The following is a 13,485-nucleotide window of genomic DNA, read 5'->3' on the forward strand; positions in this document are numbered from 1 at the left end:
GGGCAGGCCTACGGTTGGTGTGATTCCGTTCACATCTGAAGACAAGTGTTGCATGATGACAGCACCTGAGGCATCCCCACCGAGGAGGTCCCCGTGACCGACAGCGAACCGAACGCCACACAGCCAACCGTGCGCGACGTGATCATCATCGGCGCCGGCTTGTCCGGCATCGACTGCGCCTATCGGCTGAAGGAGCAGAATCCCGACGCCGACTATCTGATCCTCGAACGTCGCGAACGCATGGGCGGGACGTGGGACCTGTTCCGGTACCCCGGCGTGCGGTCCGACAGCGACATCTACTCGCTGAGCTACCCGTTCGAGCCGTGGCGCAAGCCGCGGGCGCTGGCGCACGGAAACGACATCCGGGAGTACATCGAGGACACCGCCCACAAGTTCGCCATCGCCGAACACATCCGGTTCGGGCAGCACGTCCTGACCGCCGACTGGGACTCGGCGACCGACATCTGGACCCTCGGGGTCGAGGTCGGTGAAGACCGGCGCCGCGAGACCCACCGCGCGAGGTTCGTCATCTTCGCGACCGGTTACTACGACTACGACAACCCCTACACACCGCGGTTCGCCGGTGCCGACGACTTCACCGGCCAGATCGTGCACCCGCAGCACTGGCCCGAAGACCTCGACTACCGGGGCAAGCGCGTCGTGGTGATCGGCAGCGGCGCTACGGCGGTGAGTCTCATCCCGAGCCTGGCCGAGCAGGCCGAACACGTCACGATGCTGCAGCGCTCGCCGTCGTACATCTTCTCGTCCAAGCAGAAGCAGTACCTGGCACCGCTCGTGCAGAAGTTGTTGCCCCCGCAGGCGGCGCACAAGGTCATCCGCACCAGGTACGCGGCCCAGACGGCCGCGATCGTGCACCTGACCCACCGGTTCCCGAAGCTCGGACGCAAGATGATCCGGAACAACGTCGTCGCGAACCTGCCCGAGGACTATCCGGTCGACCTGCACTTCAATCCGACGTACAACCCGTGGGACCAGCGGATGTGCATGGTCCCCGACGCCGACCTCTTCGCCGACATCACCGAGGGCAAGGTCGAGATGGTCACCGACCACATCGACCGGTTCGACGCCACGGGGGTCACCCTCACCTCGGGCAAGCACCTCGACGCCGACATCATCGTCACCGCGACCGGACTGCAACTGCTCGGCTTCGGCGGTACCCGGCTCCGCGTCGACGGCGCCGAGGTGAAACCGCACGACCGCTTCGTCTTCAAGAGCTACCTCATCGAGGACGTCCCGAACCTCGCCTGGTCGGTCGGTTACACGAACGCCTCGTGGACCCTTCGCGCGGACATGACCGCTCGCGCCGTCGCCGACCTGATCAGGTACATGCGCACGAACGGCTACACCCATGCCTATCCGCATCTGGGTTCGGAGGTCATGGGTTCGCGACCGCTGTGGGATCTCAAGGCGGGGTACGTCGAACGGTCCCCGGATGCACTGCCGAAGTCGGGCACCCGCGGTCACTGGCAGGTGCGGCACAACTACTACCGCGACGCCATCGACCACCGCATCAACAAGGTCGAGGAATCGATGGTGTTCGGCCGGGCCTGACCCGGCTCCGCGCGCGGGGCCCGGACTGGTGTCGGTGCCCCGCCGTGCGGCGTTACGGCGGTGTGGTCCAAACGGTCGAGATTTGCCATCGACGGTGTGAAAATGCTGGTCAAGCCTTGCTCCCCGTTCTGTGACGCGCCGATACTGGGCTCGGGTCGAACGATTGCCCGCCCGGGCAGGAGTGGACCAGTAGGAGCTGCGCGATGACCTATCCACCCGGTCCCCCGACCCACCCGTCGACCCCGTACGGCGCGATCCCGCCGCAGCCCGACGGTCGTCGGGCACTGACCCTCGTACTGAGCGCCGTCGTGGTCGTCCTCGCGCTCGTCCTCGCCGCGGGCATCGTCTTCGTCGTCAAGGCCCGCGACGGGGACATCTACGTCCCCGGCCTCACCCTGACCGCGGCGAACGACCCCGGGATCGATCCGTTCACCGATCCGGTCCTCGTGTCCGGGGCCGGCGACCTCCCGGCGAACGTGGCACTCACCGGTACCGCGGGCGCAGCCGACCTCGGTGGCCGCGCAGTCAACGGCACCGACGCCGGGTTGTATGCCGCGGGAGACACCGCCGCCTGCGACACCGCGGCACTCAGCAACCGGTTGCTCGCCGATCCCCCGGCGGCTCGCGCCTGGGCCGGCGTCTACGGCATCGGAACCGCCGACATCCCGCACTATCTGAACACCCTCACCCCCGTGGTGCTGACCACCGACACCTGGGTGACCAACCACTCGTACACCTCCGGCCGAGCGGTCCCGTTCCAGTCCGTCCTGCAGCGTGGGACAGCGGTCTACGTCGACTCCGCAGGCGTCCCGCGCGCCATGTGCTCGTGCGGCAATCCGCTCGCCCCGCCGGCCGCCGCCCCGCTCGGCGGGTACCGGCTGGAGGGCCGGACGTGGGAGGGGTACAAGAGTCGATCGGTCACCCGCATCGCGTACAACAACCAGAACGTCACCGCGGTCGGCAAGTCGACGACCATCGTGCCCGCGCCTTCGGTCCCGGCTGCCCCCGGCACCCCGGTCGGCGATGCCCTCCAGTTGCTGAATTTCCTGACCGGACAGATCTTCTCGCAACCGCTCGGCGGACTGCTCGATCTGAGCCGCTTCCCGCCACCGTCAGGTCCGCTGCCCACCCCGGCCGCGCTGAACACGCCGTTCGAGGCAGACACCGAAGAAGACGCCGAGCACAACGGACTGATCGCGCCGGGCAACCCCGCGGCCGCCCCGGCCCTCGAGGAGCGGGCCGAGGAGCACGGCGGTCTGCCGGAAGGAGCACCGGACTCGGACTCGGCGGCTCCGGACTCCGCTGGACCGGACTCGTCCGAATCGGACTCCCCGGTGCCACCCGCCGCGCCGGACAGCCCGGGACCGGCCTCGGACGCGCCACCACCGGATGCATCGGTGCCCGCCTCCGACGCCCCGGTCCCCGAGGCGCCCGGGTACGAGGCGCCGGGTCCGGAGGCGCCCGAACCCGGGTCGGAGCCGGGCCTCCCCGGCGCGCCGGCACCGGGAGCCCCGGCCGAGGCCCCCGCGACGCCGACCTCGTTCCGCGGTTCGGGGGAGTTCATCGGCAGTTTCAGCTTCGACGACGCCGGGCTGTCGGTGGGCTGCACGGCACCCGGCAACTCTTCGGCGGGTACGGTCGCCCTCTCGTGCACCGACGGCGTGACGCGGTCGGTCGCCGGTTCGGCCCTACAGCGCACCTCGGTGTCCGGCGCCACCACGAGCACCGGGGTGTGGACCTTGACGCTGACCGCGGTCGGCGCGTCGAAGACGGTGACCGTCCGGTCGGCGAACTGGATCGTCGTACCGCCCGCCGCCCCGGCTCCCGAACCGCCTGCGCCGGGCCCCCTGACGACGGACCCGCCGGCGCCGGCCCCCTCCACACATGCCGCGCCGCCCGCCGGAGAGGCCCCGGACGAGGCGACCACCACGACCACCACGGAGAACTCACCCCCACCCGAGGCTCCCGCGGGCCCCTGACACCTGCGGTGACACCTCTGATGTGAGCTGCCCAACAGCAGGCGTCGTGGGACGTCCGTACCATCGCGCGCATGTCTGCTCTCACGACGTCGACGCCGAGCCCCGCCCGCGACCTCCGTCCGGAGTCCGTTCGCAGACGCGTCCGACGGCGGGTGGCGAGCGTCGCGGTCGTGGCGACGATGGTGTCGCTGGTGATGCTCGCGCCGAGTGCGCAGGCCGATCGGATCATCAACGGTCACCTCGTCGGCGGCAAGATCGGCGAGGCCTACTCGTCGACGGGCGGCTTCTTCAAGTGGGGCGTCCCGACCGGCCCCGAACGCGCGGGAGCCAAGCGTGGCAGATTCCAGGTGTTCTCACGCGACACGTCGTTCTACTGGCACCCCGCCGCCGACGGCGGTACGGCACACCAGGTCGGCGGCGCGATCCGGAGCCGGTGGCAGAAGGCCGGGGCCGAGCGCGGTGCGTTGGGTTATCCGGTCAGCAACGAGTACCGGTCGGGCAGCGGACGGAGCAACGACTTCCAGGGCGGTGTGGTCACATGGTCGAAAACCGGTGGCGCGCAGATCGTCTGGGGCCAGATCCGGCGCAAGTGGGAGGAGACCGGCGGAGCGGGCGGGTACTTCGGGGTCCCGCTCGGCGGCGAGTACCGAACCGGCAACCGATTCGCCCAGGACTTCCTGAACGGCACCATCTTCTGGCCCTGACGGGCACACCCGGGCCCTGATGGGCGGATCCGCCACGGTTCACTAGGACGTCCAAGTATCGTCGACGGCATGGCTTCGCGACCTTCTTCCACCAACACCATCGACGGCATCCTCCGCAGGTCCGCGGCGCGGCATCCCGACCGCACCGCGTTGGTCTTCGACGACCGTTCCTTCACCTACCGACAACTCGACGACGCGGTGTCCGCTGCCGCCGCCGGGCTGCTGGCCCGCGGACTGCAGCAGGGCGACCGGGTGGCGGCATACGGCACGAACTCGGACGCGTATGTCATCGGTTTCCTGGCGTGCTGCCGCGCGGGACTCGTCCACGTCCCGATCAACTACGCGCTGCGAGGTGAGGAGCTCCGCTATCTCGTCGTGCAGTCCGGCGCACGTGCCGTCCTCGTCGACCCCGCCCTGTCCGAACGGATCGACGAGATCCGCGGCGATCTCGCCGAGGTCGAGGAGATCGTCCCGCTGCGCGACGCCGACGATTCGCTGCTCCAGACGGCGACCAGACCGGCCGGCCAGTTCACCTCGGCGGCCGACGGCGACGATCTCGCCCAGCTCCTCTACACCTCCGGAACCACCTCGAAGCCCAAGGGCGCCATGATGTCCCACGCGGCACTCATCAGCGAATACGTGTCGTCGGTGATCGCCCTCGACTTCACCGCGGACGACAACCCGCTGATCGCCATGCCGCTGTACCACTCGGCGGGGATGCACGTCTTCATGCTTCCGTACCTCTCCGTGGGCGCGACCGTCCGACTGATGGCGACCCCGGACATCCCGGAGATCCTGCGTCGCGTCGAGGCGGACCGCATCGGGTCGCTGTTCCTCGCGCCTACCGTCTGGGTTCCGCTCGCCGGTCACCCGGATCTGGCGACCAGGGATCTGTCCTCGCTGCGCAAGGCCCAGTACGGCGCGTCGATCATGCCGGTGACCGTGCTGAACCGGCTCCGCGAGCAGTTCCCCGGCATGCAGTTCTACAACTGCTTCGGACAGTCCGAGATCGGGCCGCTGGCAACGGTTCTGCGCCCGGAGGAGCACGAGGACCGGCCGTCCTCGTGCGGTCGGCCGGTGTTCTTCGTCGAGACCCGGGTCGTCGACTCCGACGGCAACGACGTCGAACCCGGGGTTCCCGGCGAGATCCTCTACCGTTCGCCGCAACTGTGCCGCGGCTACTGGGAGAACCCGGCCGCCACCGAGGACGCGTTCCGCGACGGCTGGTTCCACTCCGGCGACCTCGTCACCCGCGACGCCGAGGGTTTCATCACGGTGGTCGACCGCATCAAGGACGTGATCAACACCGGCGGCATCCTGGTCGCCTCCCGCGAGGTGGAGGACGCGATCTACACCCACGAGGCGGTCTCGGAGGTGGCCGTCATCGGCGAGCCGGACGAGAAGTGGATCGAGGCCATCACCGCGGTCGTCGTGGTGCGGGACGGCCGGTCGGTGACCGAACAGGAACTGATCGAGCACGTCCGGTCCCGGATCGCGCCGTTCAAGGTCCCGAAGAAGGTGCGGTTCGTCGACGAGCTCCCCCGCAACCAGAGCGGCAAGCTGCTCAAGCGGGAACTGCGCTCGCGGTGACGGACGCGCGGCGCGACGGACCTGACATCGTCAGAACCGTTGCGCCGCAGCCACTGCCGCGTCGATGTCGGCGTGCGCGGCCGCCGGTCCGAGTATCCGCCGCAGGTCTGCCGCCGTCGGCGCATCACCGGCGGCGACCATCGCCCGGAGCCGGGTGCCGAGGTCGGCCGGCGACTTGAGTCCCAGCTCGCCGAACCAGTTGCCGAGTAGATCGACGAGCGCGTCGCCGGTTGTCTTGTCGTCGGTGAACGGCAGACCGACGCTGGTGAAGCCGTCATCGGCGTCGTAGTCGGACCGCATCCACCGGCCGTCGAAGCCGTAGATGAACCCGATCCACATCCCCGCGGTGCGCTGCCGGTCGAGGTACGGCACGATCGCCGCTTCCCACCAGTCGGGCGCATCGGCGAGCAGGTCGGTCTCCTCCTCGCCGAAGTACGTCGCCCCCTCGCGGAAATACGTCTCGGAGTACTCATGGTCGTGCCCGACGAGCACCGCGCGGCCGGATCCGGCCGACACGACGTCGGCCCAGTTGCCTCCGCCGTCGTCGTAATGCCACCCGTGAGCGGTCGCATGCGCCCCCTGCGCCCAGCGCTCACCCCGCACGGCCAGCAGTGCCGCATACGCAGCCCACCTCGGTTTCATCTCCGCCGGGGTCGGCAACCCGACCGTTCGCAACGCCATGCCGTGACTCCTCTCTGCCGGGTTTGTCCGAACCAGGGTATTGCCGTGGCCGACGGTCCCGCTCCCGGCGCACCGAAAGGAACTGAGCGATAACGGAACAGGCGAGGAATCGACGACCGGCACCCGTTCGCAGTACGGTGTGGATCGTGACGCGATGGCACCGCAAGGTTCTGACACTGGCCGTGTGTGCGGCGGTCGCGATCGGCGGTTCCGGAGCGGCCGGGACCCTCGCCGCCGGCCCGGCGATCTCCTCGCCGTCGAATCTCGGCGACGCCGGCGCGGTCGTCTCCGCCAGGCCGCTCGCCCCGCAGTTCTGGGTGCCCGGCTCCGCCGACGCCACCGTCCTGACCTATGTCACGACCGACGCTTTCGGCACGAAGGCGCTCAGCACCGGGACCGTGTTCACCCCACGGGGGACGGCACCGCCGGGCGGTTGGCCGGTGATCTCGTGGGCCCACGGAACGTCGGGGATCGGCGACGACTGCGCCCCCTCGGTCCGGGGTCCGGGCCTGCCCGAGCGCGACCTGCCGTACCTAGCCAAGTGGATGCAGCAGGGCTACGCCATCGTGGCCAGCGACTACGCCGGCCTGGGCACCCCTGGTCTGCACGCCTACCTCGACGGCCGCACGACGGCCCACAACGTCGTCGACATGGTGCGAGCGGGCCGGGAGTTCTCTTCGACTCGACCTGTCGCACAACGGTTGTCGCGCTCCTGGGCAGCGGTCGGGCAGTCACAGGGCGGCGGCGCGGCCATCTACACCGCGCGCTACGCGACCGAGTTCGGCGGTGAAGAGCTCGACTACCGGGGTGCCGTCGGCACCGGCACCCCGGCCTACATCGAACGACTGGTCCAGATCGCGGGTCCGGGTGTCCCGCCGGTGGCGATCACCCCGGCGCTGACCGCCTACCTCAGCTACATCCTCGCCGGACTCCGATACGCACACCCCGAGCTCGGCATCGATCGCATCCTCACGCCGACCGGCCGGAAGTATGTGGCCCTCGCCGAGACCCGCTGCGTCGGCGAATTCGAGGAGCAGCTCCGGGGCGTCTCGCTCGGCGACTACTTCACCGCCCCGCTGACCAGTCTGCCGAGATTCTCGGCGACCCTGGCGAATTACCTGGGCATGCCCGAAAAGGGTTTCGACAAGCCATTTTTCATGGGCCACGGCCTGTTCGACACCGACGTGCCGTACCCCACCACCGCGGCCTATGCGGCGACCCTGACCGCCAACCGCCAGCCGGTGACCTTCCGGACCTATCCGAGCGACCACAGCGGCACGCTGGTCCGATCGCAAGCCGACACCATCCCCTTCCTCGGCCGACTCTTCGGAAAGTAGCCGCCGAGGGCGTTCGCGCACCCCGGCACCGGCGTGGCGTCATGTCGTGGCACGATGGGGTCACCGGTTGAGCAGCTGCCGTCGTACATCTCCCGGGACGGGGCCGCGAGTCGGCCTGCCGCCGTCCCCCGTAGAGAGGGCCACCCGATGCAGGCAGAGAATCCTGATGCTGTGATCGTCGACGACAGTGGCCTGAGTGCCGGACGCGCGCTGATGTCGGTGGTGTCCGCAGCACATGAGCAACTGGTGATCCTGACCGTGGAGGGCAGCATCGACGTGCTCACCGCCCCGCAATTGTCCGACGCCGTGTCGCAGGCGCTGAGCGGACAACCCGACGGTCTGATCATCGACCTGACGACCACCGAGTTCCTGGCCTCCGCCGGGATGGCGGCGCTCGTCGCGGCACACGAGGCCATCGCACCCACCGGCATGTTCGGAGTCGTGGCCGCCGGACCGGCGACCGCCCGCCCCCTCACCATCATGGGCCTCGACCAGACGATGGTGCTCTACCCGACTCTGAACCACGCAATCACGGCCATGACCACCACAGAGGGGCTGGCCGACCGTCCGGCTGGTTAGTCACAGATGGTTCGGATCTCATCGGCTCACCGCGACCCCGGCGACTCGGACGGGACGGACGCGACCGGTCTCGCATTTTCGGTCACGGCCTCTCCCGAGTCCGCCTACCGCTTCCGGCAACAGTTCGCGCAGTGGCTGGACACGACGATCAGCGTGGACGCCGAGCGTCGCAGCGACATCGTCCTCGCGGTCTACGAGGCGGTCGCCAACGCGGCCGAGCACGCCTACGCCACCCCATCGCCCGGCACCCGGCCCGGTGCCATCGATGTCCGGGCGCGGAAGACGCGCGACGATTCCCTGGAGGTCATCGTCACCGACACGGGGCAGTGGAAGACAGATGCGTCGTCGTCGCCGTACCGCGGTCGCGGACTCGCCCTGATCTCGGCACTCTGCGACGCATCCGACGTCACCAGCGGACCGCACGGGACCTCGGTGACCCTGAGCTGGCGTCAACGACAGAGCGTCTGAGAACCGCCCGAGAGACGGGTGTCCCCCGGGCTGGGGACACAAGTACTTCTTGTCGGTTAACAACCGATGCCTGAGTCAGCCGGGCCGCCGACCTAGGGGTACGGTTCGGGCAAGGCTTCGTCGACGGGTCTGTTCAAGTGACCAAGTCTGTCGGCCGAGTCACATAACCTGAAGTCCGAAGGCGGGTTCGGGGCCGGCCGTCGAACAGCTCGGTGGAGCGTGCTCCCGATCCTGACATCGCTGCACAATGCGCATGCACGTCAGCGCACGAGGAAGGGAGTCGAGATGACCGACTTCACCGTGGACTCGAACATCGACGACGCGTGGCGCACGTTCGCGTTGCACGTCGGAGATCGTCTGTCGCATCTCGAGGCGGGCGAGACCCTCACGATCCAGCAGGACCCCGCCATCCCGGAGGGTCCGCACGGGACGATGCGATTCTCGGTCACCGGTTCGCGCCGGCTGCGCTGCACCATCGAGGACACCGACCTGCATCCCACGCCGGAGTACTTCGCCGAGCATCTCGACCTCCTCGCCGCCCTCGGGTGGCGACGTCTGCGCAACGGCACCCACATCTTCGAAGTCGGGCGGCGCCGCGTCGATCAGCTCGCGCACACGACGGTGCTGACGCTCCGGCAGGTCTGGGAGGTCGTGCACCCCGCGTTCCTCGACCATTCGCCCGCCGCGCGCCCCGAACCCCAGATCGAGGTCGCGGTCCAGCCGTTCGACGCCGACCATCTGCGGGCATTGCTCGTCGGCTCGCTCGAGGACCTCACCGGCTGCCGTATCCAGACCGACGCCGACGGCGACATCGCCCTGCCCACCAAGCCCGTCTCGTCGTGGCTGAGTCCGCGCAACGACGCACCCCGCTTCGAGTTCTTCGCGCGCCTCGCCGGTGACATCACCGACCGCCGGCGCGCCGCCGATATCGTCGCCGCCCAGCCGACCATGGGGTCGGCGGTACGTGTGCATCTCCTCGAGGACGAGGTCTTCGCGACGCTGACCGTCGAGTGCGCCGTGTTCCATCCGCACAACCTGAGCTCGGCGCTGGCCGAGTGGTTCACGTTCCTGGCCGACTGCGCCCCGTCGGTCATCGCCAAGGTCGGTGAGGACGCACCACTGACCGCGAGGAACGACGGCCGTTTCCCCGACGCTCTGCAGACACTGCTCGAACTCGACCCCGACGGCCGCTCGCTGTCCGCCCGCGAGGTCGCCAAGATCTGCCGGTACAGCCAGGCCGACATCCTCTCGTACATCAACACCAGCGAGGAGCAGCACCTCACCTGGCGGCGGTCGGCGGTCGACGCGGCCGCCGCGTCGGACCCGGCCGAGGCCGACGCGTGCCGCCATGAAGCCGAGGCCTGGAAGGCGACCACGCACAACCTGCGGGCGGCGCTGCGCGTCGTCGTGCTGTCCGACGACGACGCCGCGGATCGCAGCTCGCAGGCCAAGTGACTCAGGCAAATCGGTACCGGCAGGACCCCTGCACGTAGTCTGCGCGGACGATTTCCGACGCGGAGCATCGCACCGCCGCCAGATGAGGCGTTCAATTGGTTAGGCAACCCTCAGCGGTTCCAGTCATCGATCGGAGCCCTCACATGGCCATCACCACGGATCGGCGCGCACTCACGATCACCTTTCCCGAGCTGGGTCGCGACGCCCGGTTGCACGTCACGTTCCAGCGGGCTCTGCGCACCGCGGACCCGGTCGGACGGCGCGGCGCGGTGGGCGGCCATGGCGCCCTCCGCCTCGCGCAGGGTTCACCCGACGGCGACGCGCACGCGACCATCCCGATGTGGCAGTCGGAGGCCACCTGGCTCGACTTCTCCTCGCCGCACCTGCACCCGTTCCTGGTGATGGTCGGCGTCGACGGTGTCAACGTCGTCAGCGGCAGTGCGTTCACGTGCGTGCCGGACTTCGACGCCGGCGATTACCTCGAGGTGCCCACACAGCCGTCCGTCGCGTGGTGTCGAGGCCCCGCCGGCCGAGAACAACAGGTCGTCGCCCCTTCGACACAGGGTGTTCAGGACTTAGGCCGCGCCGGGACGCTGGTGCAGTTGACAGTCATCCCGATGCGCGCCGAAGCGTGGGCCAGACGCCGCCGTCATCTGCCGTCGGCGTCCGGGACCTGTGTGCTCTGCGACATGTCGCGAACCGGGCAGTCCGGTGCGCATCCCCGGCTCCCCGCGCCGCGCGTGATGGGTCCGCTGGAGTCCGCGGACACCTGGCATCCGACGACGTCCGACGCCGCCGCGGTCCGCATCGTCAACTCGATCACGTGGAAATCGCTCACCGGGGAACCGGTACCCCACGTGGCGTTGACGAGCACCGACTACGCCGACCACGATCTCCCGTGGGACCCGGTCTACGACGAGAAGATCGAGCACTCCGCCCCCCTGTAGTTCTGTTGCGGGTGTCGCCACGGGTGTCTGCGCGGCGTCGTACTATTCGGATCCGGTCCGCGTACGTCCCGCCCACGAGGAGCCTGCATGTCCCCCGATTTCGACGCCGACCTCGAGGCGGCCTGGCGGGACTTCGCCGACACTCTCGCGGTTCGGGTGCCACGTCTCCTGCCGGGTCAGACGCTGTCGATCGTCGAGGCGGCCGCCGGCGGATGGCGACGACGGATGACCTTCGCGGTGGCCGGGAGTCGAGAGTCGGCGGACCGCCTGCGCTGCACCATCTCGGCGGGGGACCTCACCTGGACCGACAAGGACCGGTGGATGCGCCAGGCCACCTACATCGTCGACCGAGGCTGGTGCCGGCTCGAGGGTCGCAGCGCCTTCTGCTTCGAAGCCGATGCCGTTCGGTCCGGCGACCTCGCCGGCGCCGCCGTGCGGGCGTTGCGCGAGGTGTGGGGTGTCATCCACCCGTCGTTCGTGAGCATCGGCGACCCGTCCTTCGCCCGACACCACTCCCCGGCTGACGGTATCGACGCCGACGAGACCGACGCCGGCCGGCCGGTCGACTCGGATCGAGTCGGCAGCACGGACGCCGACACCCTGCGCTTCACCGCCCCGGCCCGTTTCCTCGACGCCCCCGTCGAGGGCGGGGTGGTGCCGCAGTCGAAAGACCATCTCGTGGAACTGGCCCGCGCCGCGATGAGCGCGGCCGGACGTCCCGCCGTGGTGAGCCCACGCAAGGCCATCTTCCTGCGGTCGACGGGCACCTCACTGCTCCGACCGACCCGAGACGCCCGCTCCCTGGAGATCGTGACCATCCTCAGCTCGTCGGTGCCCGCACCCTCGCTGCTCGGAATGGTCGTCGCCGAGTTCTCGCCGCGGTGGCCCGAAGTCGCGCTGGTCGTGCGCAACGGGCTCGTCTTCGCCCAGCGCCGCATCGACGTCGCGGTCTTCAGTCCGGCCAATCTCGATGCCGCCCTCCGACGCTGGGACGACTTCGCCCGGTCGGCGCGCGGGGAGATGATCCGACGCCTCGAGAGCGGCCCCAAACTGGAGCACCGCCGCCGTGGCGATCGGTTGCCCGGCGCCCTGCTCAGTCTCCTGCGGGTCAACCAGAAGCTCGACAACAAGCTGTCCCCGACGACGGTTCTCGCGGCGTGCCACCGGGATCGGGAGCGTGTGCACGAGTTCTTCGACATCTGTGCCGCCGAGATGCGCGAGTGGATGGACAATCTGACGACAGCCCGCAATGCCGAGCTCGGCGACGAGGAGATCGCACTGTGCGAGGCCGAGCACCAGGCCTACGCCCGCGTCGCCCGCCTGCTCCTCAGCGCCATGGACCTCGCCGACGGGGCATCGGGGCCGTCGCAACGCCCCCCTGCTCCCTAGTCCGAAAGGAGCGACCCCCTCTGCTCCCTGAGGTGCGAGGAGCGCAAGCGACGAGCCACGAAGGGCCGCTGCGCCTTCGACGAACTCCGGCGCCATCTCCGCCGAGGATCGCGACCGCTCAGTCGGTGGAGCTGTACGAGAGGTGTACGACGCCGTTGTCGAAGACGTCTGTGCCGACGAGCGTGAGAGGCAGATCGGCCAGACCGTCGAAGAGGCGGGCACCGCTCCCCAGGACCACGGGGTACACCAGCAGGTGCAGCTCGTCGATGAGCTCGTCGCGCAGCAACGCCCGCACGAGGGTGCCGCTGCCGCTGATGTAGAGGTCGCGATCCTTCTTGAGTTCGCGAATCCGGTCGGCGTCGTAGGCGCCGATGATCTCCGAGTTCTGCCAGGCAGCCGCGTCGTCGAGGGTCGAGGACACCACGTACTTGGTGGTGTCGTTGAAGAACGGCGCACCGGGATCGTCCTCGACCGTCCGGTGCGCCCAGGCCGGGGCAAACATCTCGAAGGTGTTGCGTCCGAGCAGGATTCCGGTGCAGTCGGACATGAAGGAGCCGAGCAGCTCGCCCATCCCGTCGGCGAATCCATACGGCATCGTGAAGCTCGGGTCCTCGTAGCTGCCGTCGAGGGTGATGAATTCGTGGACGTGGATCTTTCCCATGGTGTGGCCTCTCGTCTCTTCGCGGTGAACGTCACGATGTCAGACCGTGGGGCGGCGGAAAAGTCATCGGCTTCGAGTCTCGTGACTGCTGTCGGGACCCTTCGAGGCTCGTCGCTTGCGCTC

The 13,485-nt window shown here is 69.1% G+C and carries 12 protein-coding genes; 10 read left to right on the forward strand and 2 right to left on the reverse strand.

Annotated elements, in window-relative coordinates; genetic code table 11:
* The first annotated feature begins 93 nt into the window (after positions 1 to 93).
* From Q9R39_RS18470 to Q9R39_RS18485, 4 genes are all read left to right on the forward strand, one after another.
* On the forward strand, positions 94 to 1,572 hold the full coding sequence (locus Q9R39_RS18470) for an NAD(P)/FAD-dependent oxidoreductase (protein WP_068970867.1): 1,479 nt from the start codon (positions 94 to 96) through the stop codon (positions 1,570 to 1,572).
* A gap of 203 nt (positions 1,573 to 1,775) precedes the next feature.
* Positions 1,776 to 3,551, forward strand: a complete 1,776-nt coding sequence (locus Q9R39_RS18475) for a DUF6777 domain-containing protein (RefSeq protein ID WP_311277941.1) — start codon at positions 1,776 to 1,778, stop codon at positions 3,549 to 3,551.
* 71 nt (positions 3,552 to 3,622) lie between these two features.
* Positions 3,623 to 4,255, forward strand: a complete 633-nt coding sequence (locus Q9R39_RS18480; RefSeq protein ID WP_065631336.1) for an LGFP repeat-containing protein — start codon at positions 3,623 to 3,625, stop codon at positions 4,253 to 4,255.
* A 69-nt stretch (positions 4,256 to 4,324) separates the two neighbouring features.
* Complete coding sequence (locus tag Q9R39_RS18485) at positions 4,325 to 5,845, forward strand: acyl-CoA synthetase (RefSeq protein ID WP_311277942.1); 1,521 nt, start codon at positions 4,325 to 4,327, stop codon at positions 5,843 to 5,845.
* A 30-nt stretch (positions 5,846 to 5,875) separates the two neighbouring features.
* On the opposite strand, the gene Q9R39_RS18490 is transcribed toward Q9R39_RS18485, so the two are convergent.
* On the reverse strand, positions 5,876 to 6,526 hold the full coding sequence (locus tag Q9R39_RS18490) for a hypothetical protein (RefSeq protein WP_311277943.1): 651 nt from the start codon (positions 6,524 to 6,526) through the stop codon (positions 5,876 to 5,878).
* Positions 6,527 to 6,663: 137 nt separating this feature from the next.
* On the opposite strand from Q9R39_RS18490, the gene Q9R39_RS18495 reads away from it, so the two are divergent.
* From Q9R39_RS18495 to Q9R39_RS18520, 6 genes are all read left to right on the forward strand, one after another.
* A complete protein-coding gene (locus Q9R39_RS18495; RefSeq protein WP_165629277.1) occupies positions 6,664 to 7,863 on the forward strand; it encodes a lipase family protein in 1,200 nt (399 codons plus the stop codon).
* A 147-nt stretch (positions 7,864 to 8,010) separates the two neighbouring features.
* The gene (locus Q9R39_RS18500; protein ID WP_065631340.1) at positions 8,011 to 8,442 is read left to right on the forward strand and encodes an STAS domain-containing protein; all 432 of its coding nucleotides are present in this window, start codon (positions 8,011 to 8,013) and stop codon (positions 8,440 to 8,442) included.
* A 6-nt stretch (positions 8,443 to 8,448) separates the two neighbouring features.
* Positions 8,449 to 8,910 carry an ATP-binding protein gene (locus Q9R39_RS18505; RefSeq protein WP_165629278.1) on the forward strand — a complete coding sequence of 154 codons (462 nt, stop codon included), beginning with the start codon at positions 8,449 to 8,451 and terminating at the stop codon, positions 8,908 to 8,910.
* 285 nt (positions 8,911 to 9,195) lie between these two features.
* Positions 9,196 to 10,365: a TY-Chap domain-containing protein gene (locus Q9R39_RS18510; RefSeq protein ID WP_159369747.1), complete on the forward strand. Its 1,170-nt coding sequence runs from the start codon at positions 9,196 to 9,198 to the stop codon at positions 10,363 to 10,365.
* A 143-nt stretch (positions 10,366 to 10,508) separates the two neighbouring features.
* On the forward strand, positions 10,509 to 11,312 hold the full coding sequence (locus Q9R39_RS18515; protein WP_165629279.1) for a hypothetical protein: 804 nt from the start codon (positions 10,509 to 10,511) through the stop codon (positions 11,310 to 11,312).
* A gap of 87 nt (positions 11,313 to 11,399) precedes the next feature.
* Positions 11,400 to 12,701, forward strand: coding sequence for a TY-Chap domain-containing protein (locus tag Q9R39_RS18520; protein ID WP_165629280.1), 1,302 nt, complete (start codon positions 11,400 to 11,402; stop codon positions 12,699 to 12,701).
* 118 nt (positions 12,702 to 12,819) lie between these two features.
* On the opposite strand, the gene Q9R39_RS18525 is transcribed toward Q9R39_RS18520, so the two are convergent.
* A complete protein-coding gene (locus tag Q9R39_RS18525; RefSeq protein ID WP_058253419.1) occupies positions 12,820 to 13,362 on the reverse strand; it encodes a dihydrofolate reductase family protein in 543 nt (180 codons plus the stop codon).
* Between the last annotated feature and the right edge of the window lie 123 nt (positions 13,363 to 13,485).

The organism is Gordonia sp. AC31 (assembly GCF_031844505.1).
Taxonomy (GTDB): domain Bacteria; phylum Actinomycetota; class Actinomycetes; order Mycobacteriales; family Mycobacteriaceae; genus Gordonia; species Gordonia hongkongensis.

What these genes read in the sequence shown, in the direction of transcription:
- Q9R39_RS18475 (WP_311277941.1), top strand. Translation starts at nt 1,776, where the DNA reads ATGACCTATCCACCCGGTCCCCCGACCCACCCGTCGACCCCGTACGGC.
- Q9R39_RS18480 (WP_065631336.1), top strand. Translation starts at nt 3,623, where the DNA reads ATGTCTGCTCTCACGACGTCGACGCCGAGCCCCGCCCGCGACCTCCGT.
- Q9R39_RS18485 (WP_311277942.1), top strand. Translation starts at nt 4,325, where the DNA reads ATGGCTTCGCGACCTTCTTCCACCAACACCATCGACGGCATCCTCCGC.
- Q9R39_RS18490 (WP_311277943.1), bottom strand. Translation starts at nt 6,526, where the DNA reads ATGGCGTTGCGAACGGTCGGGTTGCCGACCCCGGCGGAGATGAAACCG.
- Q9R39_RS18500 (WP_065631340.1), top strand. Translation starts at nt 8,011, where the DNA reads ATGCAGGCAGAGAATCCTGATGCTGTGATCGTCGACGACAGTGGCCTG.
- Q9R39_RS18505 (WP_165629278.1), top strand. Translation starts at nt 8,449, where the DNA reads ATGGTTCGGATCTCATCGGCTCACCGCGACCCCGGCGACTCGGACGGG.
- Q9R39_RS18510 (WP_159369747.1), top strand. Translation starts at nt 9,196, where the DNA reads ATGACCGACTTCACCGTGGACTCGAACATCGACGACGCGTGGCGCACG.
- Q9R39_RS18515 (WP_165629279.1), top strand. Translation starts at nt 10,509, where the DNA reads ATGGCCATCACCACGGATCGGCGCGCACTCACGATCACCTTTCCCGAG.
- Q9R39_RS18520 (WP_165629280.1), top strand. Translation starts at nt 11,400, where the DNA reads ATGTCCCCCGATTTCGACGCCGACCTCGAGGCGGCCTGGCGGGACTTC.
- Q9R39_RS18525 (WP_058253419.1), bottom strand. Translation starts at nt 13,362, where the DNA reads ATGGGAAAGATCCACGTCCACGAATTCATCACCCTCGACGGCAGCTAC.